The organism is Lysinibacillus sp. FSL K6-4013, assembly GCF_038630435.1.
Taxonomy (GTDB): domain Bacteria; phylum Bacillota; class Bacilli; order Bacillales_A; family Planococcaceae; genus Lysinibacillus; species Lysinibacillus boronitolerans.
On the sequence record NZ_CP152031.1, the window covers coordinates 3,942,200 to 3,955,143 of the forward strand.

Consider the following 12,944-nt stretch of genomic DNA (forward strand, 5'->3'; position numbering starts at 1 on the left):
TACAATCTTTGTCTAATTGTTTAAAATTCATCAAACTTCCTACTTTATTTTTATAAATTCCTTTGTTATAATAATTCTAAATAAAACAGATAGTAATTGAAATCCATTTTCAATTGAATAGCTCGAAATAATGTTATTTTACAAAGGTTTTGATATTGATTTTCATTATCAGGAGGGATATAGATGGAATACTCTAATCGAGAAAATATAAACTTAATTGAGAAAGTAAAAGAGCATGCAGAATTAATCGCTGCATTAATGGCTGGAATTTTCATCTTACTTGCATGGCGTTTAGACTCAAGTGGACAAACAACAGCTTCTGTTCTATTATATTTAATTGCCTTTTGTGTAGGTGGATTCGCTAAAGCAAAAGAAGGCATTGAAGAAACCATAGAAGAGCGAAAGTTAAATGTTGAGCTATTAATGGTATTAGCAGCAATTGGCTCAGCAGCAATTGGCTATTGGACTGAGGGTGCCATCCTAATATTTATTTTTGCAGTAAGTGGTGCACTTGAAACATATGCGATGAATAAAAGTCATCGTGAAATTTCAGCCCTTATGAATTTACAGCCAGAAGAAGCATGGTTAGTGCGTGGTGGATTTGAGCCGATGAAGGTGTCCGTTTCCACATTACAAATCGGGGATCATTTATTGATTAAACCTGGTGAACGCATTCCTGCAGATGGAATTATTTTCAAGGGCCAATCTTCCATTGATGAATCAGCTATAAGCGGGGAGCCCCTGCCTATCTCAAAAGGTGAAGGTGACGAAGTATTTGCAGGCACAGTAAACTTAAATGGTGCTATTACAATGGAAATGACAAAGGCGAATTCAGAGACACTTTTCCAAAAAATTATACAGCTCGTCCAAAGTGCTCAAAGTGAAAAATCTCCCTCTCAGCAATTCATTGAAAAATTTGAAGGGACTTATGTAAAATTTGTTTTACTTGGTGTTGCCGTCATGATGTTTCTTCCCCACTTCTTGCTCGGCTGGGACTGGACAACAACCTTTTACCGAGCAATGGTGTTATTAGTAGTTGCTTCTCCTTGTGCACTCGTTGCGTCTATTATGCCTGCAACACTTGCTACGATATCAAATGGTGCAAAAAATGGTGTGCTATTTAAAGGTGGTTTACACTTAGAGCATCTTAGTGTATTACGTGCATTGGCTGTCGATAAAACAGGTACTTTAACTCAAGGAAAACCAGTTGTGACAGATTTTATTGTTCGTGATGGCGTAGAACGTGATACGGCCTTAGCAATTCTCGCAGGAATTGAATCTCAATCCAATCATCCCCTTGCCCAAGCTATTACCTCATATGCTAAGGCTGAAGGAATCGACGTATTGCCACAGGCAACAATTGAAGATATTCCAGGCTGGGGTATTAAAGGAACGATTCAAAACAAGGAGTATCAGGTAGGCAAACCAGAGTTTGTTGATGTGCAACTTGCTAACAATTTTGCCAATAGTGCTGTAACTAAACTTGCAGCAGAGGGAAAAACAGTTATTTTCATTCGCGATCAACATGGTATTGTTGCATTAACAGCATTAAAGGATACTGTGCGCCCCGAAGCTAAAAAGGCTGTTACATTATTAAAAGAGCTTGGTATTCAAGTGGTGATGCTTACAGGTGACAACGAAAAAACAGCGAAAGTTATCGCGAAGGAGGCTGGCGTTACTGAATACGTCGCAGAATGTCTGCCAGAAACGAAGGTAACTGAAATGAAACGCCTACTTACACAACATCAATTTGTTGGCATGGTCGGCGACGGTATTAATGATGCCCCTGCATTGGCTACTGCAACTACTGGCATCGCTATGGGTGAAGGTACAGATGTGGCGCTTGAAACAGCGGATGTCGTGCTAATGAAAAATGACTTATCAAAAATCGCCTATGCTGTTCGTTTATCACGTAAAATGCAACGTATTGTGAAACAAAATATTTTCTTTTCTATCGGGGTTATTGTCTTATTAATCGCCTCTAACTTTTTACAAGTTGTCGACTTGCCTTTAGGCGTAATCGGCCATGAAGGTAGTACAATTCTAGTAATTCTAAATGGTTTACGTATGCTCAATAAAAATGTCTAACCTCAATTAAGCCTCAGCATAATTGAGTCCAGCTTGCTTAAAAGCTACTCTTCCTGCACCATCCGTTGAGGCTTTTATTGAATAATTGATGCATTTAATCAGCTAAAATCAAGTTAAAATAGCCTCGCTACTCTCTAGGAGTTTAGCGAGGCTTTTGTTAATGAATTTTCATTTCCTTATCGACGAATTTCCTTTTGAAGTGCTCTTTTCTGCATTGTAGCGTTTAATACGCCTCCAAAGATTAAAATGATTCCCGTAAAGTATAACCAGAGCATTAAAATAATGACGCCACCAATACTACCGTATGTAGCAGAGTAATTTGCAAAATTATTAATATAAAAAGAGAAACCATACGTGACTGCTAACCAAGCAAGTGTGGCAAATAACGCTCCTGGCCATACGCCCATTATTTTCAAACGTGGACTTGTATTTGGCACAAACCAGTAGATGCCCATTAATACGATAAAAATCAATAATGGCGGGATTGACCATCTTAATCTATGCCAAACTGATTCAAATTGCTCCTCTATTCCGACGATTGAGAATAGGAAATGTCCAATTTGCTGACCAAAGACCGGTAATAAGAGAGCAACAGCAATAACAATAACGAGAGCGATTGTAAAAACTAGTGATAAACCCCTATCTAATATGCCTGCTCTCCCTTCTGTATCATAGGCTTTATTTAAAGCACGAAGCAGTGCATTAATGCCTTTAGATGCAGACCAAATTGTACCTAAAACCCCAATCGATAGTAAACTACTGTTGCGATTTGTTAAAATCTCATTCAGTGTATTTTCAATAAGCTTATACACTTCATCTGGTAATATATTCACTAAAAATGAATAGACCTGAGTTGTTTCTAAGTTAAGATATGGTAGGAGTGTCACCAAGAAAATAAGTAAGGGGAAGAACGATAGTAAAAAGAAATAAGCCAATTGTGCAGCAAGCGCAGATATTTCAACTCGCTTGAGCCGACCTATTAAATCTTGGATAAAACCCTTGGATGTCATAATATCAATCGCTCCCTCCTCTGGAGAGACAAACGATTTAACAAACCCAAAAGCGTTATGCAATGTTGCTTTATTCTTTTCCATACATTTCCTCCTAAAACGACCTTTACTCCTTATGAGGTAAAGTAAAGGCTGATTTCGTATCTTCAATCATTCCCTGTATCGTGGTAGGTAAATCCTTAAATTCATCCACCTTTTCAGCAATTGTGTTGACATTATCTGACACACTTTCACAAAGCACCTTTGCTGCTAGTACTTTTTCCTCTACCAAAACCTGCAATTCTTCTCGATTTGCAGCATAGTATGAGATGGCTTCCTTCATCTTTTTTGTTGAGGCAATTGTTTTTTCTCGTGTAGCGTGATCTAACATACTTAATGCTGCTCCTACAGCTGCTCCTGCTACAATAGATACTAATAATTTACTTTGACCCATAATAAAACCCCCTGCTTGTATAGTTGCATATTCCCTATTATTTCATAAATAAACAGTCTTCTGCCCTTATTCTACCCAATAACAGTCTATTTTTAAAGCAATGCCTAAATACAGAGTTGACATTTTTTTTATTCAATGAAATGATATGTGCGAGGATGACGAAAGGTAGGGTAAAAAATGGATTTATCAGTTCCATCTAAAGAAAACGTTGTGTATATGGTTGATCAAATGAAGGACAAGCTTCGTATGGTGAATGTCGATGCAATGAAATCTGAAAACTTCGATGAAGCAAATTATGAAGATTTAGTGTATCTATATGAAATGGTTATGAAGAGAGAAACTTTTAGTCCAAGCGAAATGCAAGCGATTGTTGCTGAATTAGGATCTTTGCGTAAATAGGTAAAATGAAAAGCTATTAGCTTAAGACATTTGTCTGCTGCTAATAGCTCTTTTATTACTGTGTACTCTAAGTTTCTGAACCATCCTCAGTAACTAATGGTTGAATTAATACTTCCACACGACGATTCTTCGCACGTCCTTCGGCTGTGTCATTTGGTGCAATTGCACGATACTCACCGTTTCCTTTTGCACTAAAGCGCGTAGGATCTAATTTGTCATTACTTTCAATAAGCAGTTCTAAAAATTTAGTTGCACGCATTACAGATAACTGAAAATTCGATGTGAAATTCGGACCTGCTGGCACATTATCTGTATGACCTGTGATGACAATATTTCGAGCTGGATCAGATTCCAGCATAGTTGATAGCTCTTTGGCAATAGGGACATACTCAGGTTTAACTGTTGCCTGCCCTGGATCGAATAAAATACTATCACGGATTGTCACTAGCAACCCTTCATCCGTCATTTCTGTGGCAAATTGACCTTCCATTTCATTGACTGCAATAAAATTATCCACACTATCTTTTATTTCAGCTAACTCCTGTTGATCCTTTAAATAGGCAGAGTTTTGCTGTGGCGTTTGGTCGCTATCCGCATTCGGAGTAGGGACTGGTGCAGGTTGCTCTAGAAAACTAGTTCCACCATCAAAGACTTGATTAAAAACTGCCGACATTCTTTCTAGCTTTTCTTGATCGACTGAACTTGAGGCAAACAAAATAATGAACACGGCTAGCAGCAAAGTTAAAATATCTGCGTATGGCACTAACCAAGATTCATCAATATGTTCATCATGCTTTTTTTTCTTAGCTTTCTTTGCCAAGGCCACCCGCCCCGCTTTCACCAGAAATTTGACGACGTTCTTCCATTGTTAAGTATGATGATAGTTTCTGTTCAATAACACGTGGTGCCTCCCCTTCTAATACTGAAAGGATACCCTCAATCATCATTCTCTTTTGTTTTACCTCTAAAGCAGATTTACGCTTTAGCTTGTTCGCAAATGGATGCCATAAAACATACCCTGTAAAGATACCGAGTAGTGTAGCCATGAAGGCAGCTGAAATAGCATGTCCTAGCTTTTCGATATCATTCATATCAGCCAATGCGGCGATTAACCCTACTACTGCACCAAGAACCCCTAAAGTAGGTGCATATGTACCTGCTTGCGTAAAAATAGCTGCTCCACTAGTATGTCGCTCTTCCATCGCTTCTACTTCTTCTGTTAGGACATCACGTATGTAGTCAGCATTTTGACCATCAATTGCTAATGTAAGGCCATTTTTTAAAAATGGATCTTCAATCTCTGAAGCCTTACTTTCAAGTGCTAGTAGCCCTTCGCGACGAGCTAAGTCAGCCCATTGTGAAAACATTTTAATAATCTCTATATCATTTGCTAATTTTGTTTCTTTAAAAAGAATTTTAAATAGCTTTGGCACACGCTTTAACTCCTGCATAGGAAAGGCAATTGTTACTGCGGAAATAGTACCAAAAATGATAATTAGGATAGCTGCAGGGTTATAAAATGCAGATAAACTTACACCCTTCATTACCATCCCTGTTAATAATGCTACTAAAGCAAGTATTAACCCTATAATCGACGACTTATCCATTCTAGAACCTCCAAATCTCTACTATCTAATGTTATTTCGTCTTTTTTTCCATATTTTAAATATATATATTTCTAGTATAAATGTATTTCATATATTTTTCGATGTAATTAATGCTTTTTATTCACATTTCGACCATTTTTGATTATATTGAATTAAGAATAATACACTTAACTGTCTTAAATTGAAGGGGGATATGATTTTGTTATTATCGTTTGACACAAAATTACTAAAATATGCAGAGTTAGCGGTGAAAGTAGGAGTAAATATCCAAAAAGATCAGTATCTTTATATAAGCTGTTCGACTGATAATCTAAAACTCGCACAAATAATTACTAAAATAGCCTATAAAAATGGTGCAAAACAAGTTTTTGTCGATATATCCGATGATGAACTTGTACGTGCTCGCTATGAAGGAGCACCAAAAGACTCATTTGATTTTTTCCCACCATGGAAAGTGCAGGAACGTGAATGGTTAGCTGAACACGGTGCTGCCTTCTTAAGCATTAGCTCACAAAATCCAGATTTATTAAAAGGTATTGAGCGTGATCGAATCATGGCATTCCAAAAAGCATCTGGCCAAGCACTTGCAAACTATTATCATTGGTTGCAAGCAGATAAATTTAGCTGGTCGGTCATTGCTGCTCCTTCTAAAGCTTGGGCAGCAAAGGTCTTCCCTCACCTACCAGAAGAACAGCAAATAGATGCATTATGGCAAGCTATCTTTGCAGCCACACGTATAGACGTTGAAAATCCTGTTGAAGCTTGGCATGCCCATGATCAGGAATTACATAGCAAAGCTGATTACTTAAATGCAAAGCAATTTAAGTCACTGCACTATACGGCACCAGGCACGGATCTAATAATTGAACTGCCTCCACATCATGTGTGGACAGGAGGTAGTAGTAAAAGTACACAAGGCCAAACATTTATGGCCAATATGCCAACTGAAGAAATTTTTACAGCACCGTTAAAAACAGGTGTTAATGGTTATGTATCAAGCACTAAGCCTTTAAGCTATGGTGGCAATATTATAGATAATTTCACACTAACATTTAAAGATGGTCGAATCATTGACGTCAAGGCGGAGCAAGGCCAAGAAATTTTAGCTTCTCTTATTGAAACAGATGAAGGTTCTCATTACCTTGGTGAGATAGCATTAGTACCACATCAATCACCTATTTCACAATCCGACCTATTATTTTACAATACATTGTTTGATGAAAACGCATCCAATCATTTTGCCATTGGTAGTGCATATGCTTTTTGCATTGAGGGCGGCAAAGAAATGACTTCTGAGGAACTAAGCGCGCATGGTCTCAATCAAAGCTTGACACATGTAGACTTTATGATTGGCTCTACCAAAATGAATATAGATGGAATAACACATGATGATCAAATAGACCCAATATTCCGTGATGGAAATTGGGCATTCTAAATAATCCATTCCTACTAATAGTATTCTAGGCTAAGTATGTTAAGGTTGTCATAAATTATCCTTAGATTTTCCTAGTAACCTATTGTATAATTGTTTTAGGGAATTTTAGTAGATCATTTAAGTAGAGAGGAGCTCTAATAATGTTCATTACAACTGTTCTTGGCTTTTCAGCAGTTTTATTAATTTCAACGGGATTCTTCATCCACTACCTACAAGTTGGTTTAGATAGCAAGTCTTCAGTAACTGTAGATCCAAAGCCAAACGAAAAATTTTAATGTGTAAAAAACAGCTACTATTTATAGGTAGCTGTTTTTTTATAGCTTACAAGTTATTTCATCTACTAAAGCGTATGAAACTGCTCCTTTATTGTAAAAATTATCTGAATAAAGTCTTTATTGTTTGCATATTGAAAATTTTGCTCTACAATATTTTTTGTAAGGAAGGGAGCAATATTTATGACAATGTTACAAGATATTCTAGAATTTAACAAAGAGTTTGTACAAGAAAAAAAATATGAGCCATTCATCACTACGAAATATCCTGATAAACGTATTGTTGTTTTATCTTGTATGGATACTCGTCTTGTAGAGCTTTTACCAAAAGCGATGAATTTGCGTAATGGCGATGTAAAAATAGTGAAAAGTGCTGGTGCGTTAGTGAGCCATCCTTTCGGTGCAGTTATGCGTAGTTTATTAGTTGCTGTCTACGGCCTACAAGCTGATGAAGTGTATGTTGTTGGACATTATGACTGTGGTATGAGTGCGGTTGATCCTGACGCCATGCTTAGCGAAATGGTACAACGAGGCATCGATCCAGAAACAATCAAAATGTTGGAATATTCTGGTTTTGATTTGAAAGAGTTTTTACGAGGTTTCGGTGATGTAGCAACAAGTGTTAAGAAAAGTGTCGATACAATTCGTAATCATCCATTAATGGTAAAAGACGTACCTGTTCATGGTTTAATAATTGATCCAAATACAGGTCATCTAGATTTAATTGAAGATGGAAATAAACAATAAAATTATTTCTTCATACATTCATAAAAGAGCAAGTGCCTATCCTCTCTATGTAGAAGATAGGCACTTATTTTTCTATTCATCCTCTAAACGTGCATACATATAGTGATCTACCCAATGACCATTGATATACAGTAGCTTTCTTAGCAGACCCTCCTGCTGAAATCCAGCCTTCTCTAATACACGCATGGAGGCATTATTTTGTGTCGATACGTAGGCCTCTACACGATGTAGACCAATTTGTTCAAATGCAAATCGGACCACCATATTCACAGCTTCTGTGACAATGCCCTTTCCAACATAAATCTCATCCATCGCATAGCCAACAAATGCACTCGAGTACGGTAAGCGTTTGACAGCATAAAGTGCAATATGCCCTATTAGATTATTTGTACTATGCTCAAAAATACCAAAAGTAAATTCACGCTTAGACTCCATTAAATAGAGACTTTCTTGAATTTTTTTGTATTGAGCATCGACTGTATAGTATTCAGGTCTTTGCAGTGGCTCGTATATAGACCAAAAGTATTTATTACGGCTTACGAGACCCGTTAAACTTCGTGCATCTTTTTCTTGGAATGTGCGGATGTAGCATTTTTCCCCCTTTATTGTTACCACATTCCCACCCTTTTTTCTTAATAGATTCCAAATTTTAAGCACCATTTCTCCACACTAGCCTTCCAATAAAAATCAATACGTTTCTCTTTGTTTCATTGGCTACAAGCCATAATTGCAAACCCTATTTATATTTCATTGTATGTAAAAAAACAGGCTGCTACAACCAAAACAGCTTATGTCTTATTGTCATAGCAGCACAATTCAATTATTTAGTTTTTTGTTCTTTCTTTTTCTCGTTTACTATTTCTAAGCTGGAGGAATCAGCATCCTCTAGTTGAGTATTGTCTAACACATTTGTTAAATGAAGACCACGTCTTTGAGCCTCTCGTTCAATGTGTGCAATAGTTTCCTGTAGCACCTGAACACGTGCATACTTTTTGTCATCTCCAGCGACTAAGACCCATGGTGCATCTTTTTTATCTGTCTTTTCAAACATCGCATTTGCTGCTTCAATATACTGAGGTGTTTTATCTCGATTGCGCCAATCCTCGGCTGTTAACTTCCAAGATTTATAAGGGTTTTGTTCACGTTCTTTGAAGCGTTTTAATTGCTCCTCATCTGAAACATGAAGCCAGAACTTAATAATTATGTAATCTCCAGCAGTTAAAATCTTCTCGAAATTATTAATTTCTTCATAAGCACGAGACCATTCATCCTTTGTTGCGAATCCTTCGATGCGTTCTACTAGTACGCGGCCATACCACGAGCGATCAAAAATAGCGATTTGCCCATGTTGAGGCAATTTTCTCCAAAATCGTTGTAAATAATTGTAGCGTAATTCATGAGCTTGAGGAGCAGAAATAGGATGTACAACATAACCGCGGGGATCGACACGTTCGATTAATCGTTTAATAGCGCCACCTTTACCAGCTGCATCCATTCCTTCAAATACCAAGATCAAGCCAATCTTGTTTTTTAATAAAAATTGTTGTGCGTTCAACATTTCATATTGGAGTACTTTTAATTTCTTTTTATACATCTTTTTGTCTAGTTCAACAGTTAGATCTAGATTTTTCAAATTTTGTGTCATGAAACTTCACTCCTTTTATTTGGCTATTCTTATTGTACTAAAGAAATATATGGATGCCTATCAGACATGGTAAATTGTAGGTATTAATAGTAAAACAACACGATACATTGTTGTAAATTTCCGTTATAATAAAAAAAGTGACAGTACTATACTTATTTGTCTTTTCCCTATACAATCTAACACGAAGGGAGAGGAAAACATGCCTCGGTTTATCTTGATGACAATCTCTTATCTTGTCTCAATCATCCTAACCTTTTCATCCTTTTTCGTGAACATCAACGGTCAATCTTCGCTAGAAATCGCTAATCGTTTTTCTGTTGTATTTGCACCAGTTAGTGTAAGTCATGTAATTTGGATTATCATTTATTTTTTACTCGGTTATTGGTTAGTTATGAACATGAAAAAGACAACTTTGAAACAGTCTGCGCTTTTTAGTTGCATAAATATATTACAAGCATTGACGATATATGTCTGGCACCATGAGTTATTTATTGTTTCTCTTGGCATTACATTACTCTTAGTCTTGTACTTGTTTATGTTGTATAATACGTACCCTCTTCAGGACAAATCCTTGTTTGGTCGTATTCCTTTCTCTATTTATTTAGCATGGATGACATTTATTTTTATCACAAATACAAGCTTTACGTTAACGGCTTATGGTTGGAACGGCTTTGGTCTTAGTACGCCTCTTTGGGCAGTGATTTTACTTACTTTAGGAGGAGCCATTGCGCTACATATCCGTTTCCATCACTTTGATGTTATGTATCCAAGTGTTTTTATTTGGGCTTATATTGGAATCGCCATACATAATGGTTTTGATGAGCTACTTGTCACTACAGCCGCTTTATTTTTATGCGGTGTTCTCTTTGTTGGCATTTTATTTATTAAAAAAAATCCTGCCTACCAAAAATAAATTGGTTAGCAGGATTTTTTCATTACATCCTATTCTTCGTCTAATGACGTTAAGATAATTGGTTTATCTTTTGTTACAATGACTGAATGTTCGATTTGAGCTACAAGTGATTTATCAGGCGTCACGAATGTCCAGCCATCACCTGCTTCGACGATATGCTCTGCCTTTGCTGAGATAAATGGCTCAACCGCAAGGACCATACCTTCTTTCATAATAGTAGCATCCCATGCATCGTAATAATTTAAAATATGGTTTGGTTCATCATGTAAAGATTGACCTAAGCCATGACCTGTTAAATTCATAATAACAGTTAACCCATTAGCATTAGCCTCGCGCTCAACAGCTTTGCCAATTTGATTTAATTTAGATCCAGCCTTTACCTTTGTCATTGCTCGATCAAAGGCACTTTTAGCAACACGGCAAAGCTTTTCTTTGTCCTCATAGCCATCACCCACAACAAATGAAATACCTGTGTCAGCAAAATAGCCATTTAAAGAGCCTGAAACATCAATATTTACGATATCTCCCTCTTGAATAACACGCTTTCCTGGAATACCATGTGCTACTTCTTCATTGACGCTAATACATGTATACCCTGGAAAATCATATTCTCCCTTTGGTCCTGAAATAGCGCCAGCCTCTGCAAACATGCGACCAGCAATTTCATCAAGCTCAAGTGTTGTAACACCTGGTTTTGTGGCAGCTTTCATTGCTTCGCGAATTTCAGCACAAATGCGTCCTATTTTTTTAAAAGCTTCAATCTCTTCTTGCGTTTTTACAATCATGTATAACGTCCCTTTCATCTAATATCTATTCTTTAATATAACATAACTTTTTATGCGTATAACGATAAACGCTTTAAATATTGTATGCTTTCCTACTTTGCAAAGTGCTAAAAGAGTTATTCACGACAAAAAAGTCCCTCCACTCCTGTGAAGGGACTAGCATTAAGCTTTTCTTTGCATTAATTGGGGAGCGGCTGTAAATAAAAGAACACCAACGATAGCCGTTAAAATGGTTGCTGGTAGCATATATGTACCATTGTAGATGATGGAATAGATCCATGCATTTTGGTCACCCGCATATTCGGCAAAAAATACAGCACCAGCGATTGTATGTGCTGTGTATCGTAAGAAGCCTGCGAAAACGGTACCTATGATTATATAAAGTGCCATTTTTGTTTTGTTCATATGTTTAGCAGCGTCTAACACTGGTCCACGTACAACCGCCGCTAATCCTACAACAGTAAAAGCAACGCCATAATCTAGTAATCCTTGTAGCCAGTGCACGATATAAGAACCAAACATTGTTTGCATAACACCCACAAGTAGTCCCGTAGTAAGACCAGCTACTAAGCCCCAGCGAAATGCTATTAACATAATTGGTACCATAACAAGACTAACTGAGCCGCCTTGTGCCCATACTTTAAAGGAAACCTGATCCAGTACGAGACCTATCGCTGCAAAAATCGCAATCTCCACTAGCATTAATAGTCTTTTTTTGTCCATACATATTCTCTCCTTTGTTCCGATGTAGGATACAAGAGCAGGAATAGAAAAGCGCTGATATGTCTCTTTCTGACACCTTTTTCCTTTAAGGACGAAAAAACGATGTCAGGACAGAGCCTCACATCGTACAAGTGTCGGTTTCTATCCACATCCCTACGCAAGCGTTAACTTACAGGTTCGAAGAGTCAAGGCATTACGTGCCCAGTCTCAGCTGACATCATCAGCTCCCCTTGTGGTCGTTACATCTGAATTTATTTGAACACTCTCATTGTACGCAAAGGATTGAAGGATTACAACCTTCCATACATCATTTTTTTGAAACTTTGCTGTTTTTCATGCGTAAATATTTAAAAAGGAGGTACAACTATGGAGAATCAAAAAATTTTAGCTGCCTTTAGTTATCTTAGTATTTTCTTCGCCCCTTTTATCGTTCCATTAATTGTATATTTCGTGACAAAAGACAGTGATGTAAAAAGCCATTCGATTCGTGCACTTGTCTCTCATTTAATACCCTTTGTTTTTGGCATTCTATTCTTTATTGTCTTTGTTTTTTCTACATTTAGTTTAGATCCAACCTCCAGTAACAAGACAGTGATGATTATTTGGTTTGCTTCATTCGCCATCTATGCTCTCGTCTCACTCGGTATTGTGATTTGGAATATAATTCAGGCTGTTCGTGTTATCCGTTAATGTTTTATTTTTAAGTGAAACAGGTAGTAGTAATTGTAAAAGGAGCTGTTTTGGGATGAAAGTATCAAACGTTGTAAAAACTGCCGTTAAGTTAGCACCTATTGTTATTCCTATCGTAAAAAAAGTAATGGCTGCAAAAAAGGGCACAACGCCTACAACCACAACTCGAAAAAAATAAAACGAAGGCGTATTCCTTT

16 protein-coding genes and 1 riboswitch are annotated in these 12,944 nt (G+C 37.1%); of the genes, 8 read left to right on the forward strand and 8 right to left on the reverse strand.

What is annotated here, in order from left to right; all coding sequences use genetic code 11:
* Window positions 1-183: 183 nt before the first annotated feature.
* The gene (locus tag MHB39_RS19595) at window positions 184-2,088 is read left to right on the forward strand and encodes a heavy metal translocating P-type ATPase (RefSeq protein WP_342545034.1); all 1,905 of its coding nucleotides are present in this window, start codon (window positions 184-186) and stop codon (window positions 2,086-2,088) included.
* Between the two features lie 176 nt (window positions 2,089-2,264).
* Here MHB39_RS19595 and MHB39_RS19600 read toward each other — a convergent pair whose 3' ends face one another.
* Both MHB39_RS19600 and MHB39_RS19605 read right to left on the reverse strand, forming a co-directional pair.
* The gene (locus tag MHB39_RS19600; RefSeq protein ID WP_004225576.1) at window positions 2,265-3,182 is read right to left on the reverse strand and encodes a YihY/virulence factor BrkB family protein; all 918 of its coding nucleotides are present in this window, start codon (window positions 3,180-3,182) and stop codon (window positions 2,265-2,267) included.
* A gap of 22 nt (window positions 3,183-3,204) precedes the next feature.
* Window positions 3,205-3,531: a YtxH domain-containing protein gene (locus tag MHB39_RS19605; protein WP_342545037.1), complete on the reverse strand. Its 327-nt coding sequence runs from the start codon at window positions 3,529-3,531 to the stop codon at window positions 3,205-3,207.
* Window positions 3,532-3,708: 177 nt separating this feature from the next.
* Here MHB39_RS19605 and MHB39_RS19610 point away from each other — a divergent pair, with 177 nt between their 5' ends.
* Entirely contained in the window at window positions 3,709-3,930 is a 222-nt protein-coding gene (locus MHB39_RS19610) for a DUF1128 domain-containing protein (RefSeq protein WP_016995366.1), read from the forward strand.
* Window positions 3,931-3,997: 67 nt separating this feature from the next.
* Here the strand turns inward: MHB39_RS19610 and motB are convergent, their stop codons facing one another.
* Together motB and motA are read right to left on the reverse strand one after the other, a co-directional pair.
* Window positions 3,998-4,750 (reverse strand): flagellar motor protein MotB, encoded by a 753-nt coding sequence (gene motB, locus MHB39_RS19615; protein WP_131521945.1) that lies wholly within the window; start codon window positions 4,748-4,750, stop codon window positions 3,998-4,000.
* A complete protein-coding gene (gene motA, locus MHB39_RS19620) occupies window positions 4,734-5,537 on the reverse strand; it encodes a flagellar motor stator protein MotA (RefSeq protein WP_004225583.1) in 804 nt (267 codons plus the stop codon). Before motA ends, motB begins: the two co-directional genes overlap by 17 nt.
* Before the next feature lie 193 nt (window positions 5,538-5,730).
* On the opposite strand from motA, the gene MHB39_RS19625 reads away from it, so the two are divergent.
* The 3 genes from MHB39_RS19625 (at window position 5,731) to MHB39_RS19635 (ending at window position 7,991) form a co-directional block, all read left to right on the forward strand.
* Complete coding sequence (locus tag MHB39_RS19625) at window positions 5,731-6,972, forward strand: aminopeptidase (RefSeq protein WP_342545040.1); 1,242 nt, start codon at window positions 5,731-5,733, stop codon at window positions 6,970-6,972.
* Between the two features lie 140 nt (window positions 6,973-7,112).
* Window positions 7,113-7,247 carry a hypothetical protein gene (locus tag MHB39_RS19630; RefSeq protein WP_004225590.1) on the forward strand — a complete coding sequence of 45 codons (135 nt, stop codon included), beginning with the start codon at window positions 7,113-7,115 and terminating at the stop codon, window positions 7,245-7,247.
* A 180-nt stretch (window positions 7,248-7,427) separates the two neighbouring features.
* Window positions 7,428-7,991, forward strand: a complete 564-nt coding sequence (locus MHB39_RS19635) for a carbonic anhydrase (RefSeq protein WP_004225593.1) — start codon at window positions 7,428-7,430, stop codon at window positions 7,989-7,991.
* 72 nt (window positions 7,992-8,063) lie between these two features.
* On the opposite strand, the gene MHB39_RS19640 is transcribed toward MHB39_RS19635, so the two are convergent.
* A complete protein-coding gene (locus MHB39_RS19640; protein WP_054549012.1) occupies window positions 8,064-8,651 on the reverse strand; it encodes a GNAT family protein in 588 nt (195 codons plus the stop codon).
* 160 nt (window positions 8,652-8,811) lie between these two features.
* Window positions 8,812-9,636: a polyphosphate kinase gene (locus tag MHB39_RS19645; protein ID WP_048394803.1), complete on the reverse strand. Its 825-nt coding sequence runs from the start codon at window positions 9,634-9,636 to the stop codon at window positions 8,812-8,814.
* Between the two features lie 199 nt (window positions 9,637-9,835).
* On the opposite strand from MHB39_RS19645, the gene MHB39_RS19650 reads away from it, so the two are divergent.
* Window positions 9,836-10,549: a hypothetical protein gene (locus tag MHB39_RS19650; protein ID WP_048394805.1), complete on the forward strand. Its 714-nt coding sequence runs from the start codon at window positions 9,836-9,838 to the stop codon at window positions 10,547-10,549.
* Between the two features lie 29 nt (window positions 10,550-10,578).
* Here MHB39_RS19650 and map read toward each other — a convergent pair whose 3' ends face one another.
* Together map and thiT are read right to left on the reverse strand one after the other, a co-directional pair.
* Window positions 10,579-11,334, reverse strand: a complete 756-nt coding sequence (gene map / locus MHB39_RS19655; RefSeq protein ID WP_131521949.1) for a type I methionyl aminopeptidase — start codon at window positions 11,332-11,334, stop codon at window positions 10,579-10,581.
* Window positions 11,335-11,496: 162 nt separating this feature from the next.
* Window positions 11,497-12,057 (reverse strand): energy-coupled thiamine transporter ThiT, encoded by a 561-nt coding sequence (gene thiT, locus MHB39_RS19660; RefSeq protein ID WP_036076950.1) that lies wholly within the window; start codon window positions 12,055-12,057, stop codon window positions 11,497-11,499.
* 133 nt (window positions 12,058-12,190) lie between these two features.
* Window positions 12,191-12,298: riboswitch (TPP riboswitch) on the reverse strand.
* Between the two features lie 125 nt (window positions 12,299-12,423).
* Between thiT and MHB39_RS19665 the strand changes: the two genes are divergently transcribed.
* Window positions 12,424-12,747 (forward strand): DUF4870 domain-containing protein, encoded by a 324-nt coding sequence (locus MHB39_RS19665; RefSeq protein ID WP_048394810.1) that lies wholly within the window; start codon window positions 12,424-12,426, stop codon window positions 12,745-12,747.
* Window positions 12,748-12,802: 55 nt separating this feature from the next.
* Window positions 12,803-12,925, forward strand: coding sequence for a hypothetical protein (locus MHB39_RS19670; protein WP_004225603.1), 123 nt, complete (start codon window positions 12,803-12,805; stop codon window positions 12,923-12,925).
* Window positions 12,926-12,944: the final 19 nt, after the last annotated feature.

What these genes read in the sequence shown, in the direction of transcription:
- motA (WP_004225583.1), bottom strand. Translation starts at nt 5,537, where the DNA reads ATGGATAAGTCGTCGATTATAGGGTTAATACTTGCTTTAGTAGCATTA.
- MHB39_RS19645 (WP_048394803.1), bottom strand. Translation starts at nt 9,636, where the DNA reads ATGACACAAAATTTGAAAAATCTAGATCTAACTGTTGAACTAGACAAA.
- MHB39_RS19635 (WP_004225593.1), top strand. Translation starts at nt 7,428, where the DNA reads ATGACAATGTTACAAGATATTCTAGAATTTAACAAAGAGTTTGTACAA.
- MHB39_RS19640 (WP_054549012.1), bottom strand. Translation starts at nt 8,651, where the DNA reads ATGGTGCTTAAAATTTGGAATCTATTAAGAAAAAAGGGTGGGAATGTG.
- MHB39_RS19600 (WP_004225576.1), bottom strand. Translation starts at nt 3,182, where the DNA reads ATGGAAAAGAATAAAGCAACATTGCATAACGCTTTTGGGTTTGTTAAA.
- MHB39_RS19630 (WP_004225590.1), top strand. Translation starts at nt 7,113, where the DNA reads ATGTTCATTACAACTGTTCTTGGCTTTTCAGCAGTTTTATTAATTTCA.
- MHB39_RS19610 (WP_016995366.1), top strand. Translation starts at nt 3,709, where the DNA reads ATGGATTTATCAGTTCCATCTAAAGAAAACGTTGTGTATATGGTTGAT.
- thiT (WP_036076950.1), bottom strand. Translation starts at nt 12,057, where the DNA reads ATGGACAAAAAAAGACTATTAATGCTAGTGGAGATTGCGATTTTTGCA.
- MHB39_RS19625 (WP_342545040.1), top strand. Translation starts at nt 5,731, where the DNA reads ATGATTTTGTTATTATCGTTTGACACAAAATTACTAAAATATGCAGAG.
- MHB39_RS19605 (WP_342545037.1), bottom strand. Translation starts at nt 3,531, where the DNA reads ATGGGTCAAAGTAAATTATTAGTATCTATTGTAGCAGGAGCAGCTGTA.
- MHB39_RS19595 (WP_342545034.1), top strand. Translation starts at nt 184, where the DNA reads ATGGAATACTCTAATCGAGAAAATATAAACTTAATTGAGAAAGTAAAA.
- MHB39_RS19670 (WP_004225603.1), top strand. Translation starts at nt 12,803, where the DNA reads ATGAAAGTATCAAACGTTGTAAAAACTGCCGTTAAGTTAGCACCTATT.
- map (WP_131521949.1), bottom strand. Translation starts at nt 11,334, where the DNA reads ATGATTGTAAAAACGCAAGAAGAGATTGAAGCTTTTAAAAAAATAGGA.
- MHB39_RS19650 (WP_048394805.1), top strand. Translation starts at nt 9,836, where the DNA reads ATGCCTCGGTTTATCTTGATGACAATCTCTTATCTTGTCTCAATCATC.
- MHB39_RS19665 (WP_048394810.1), top strand. Translation starts at nt 12,424, where the DNA reads ATGGAGAATCAAAAAATTTTAGCTGCCTTTAGTTATCTTAGTATTTTC.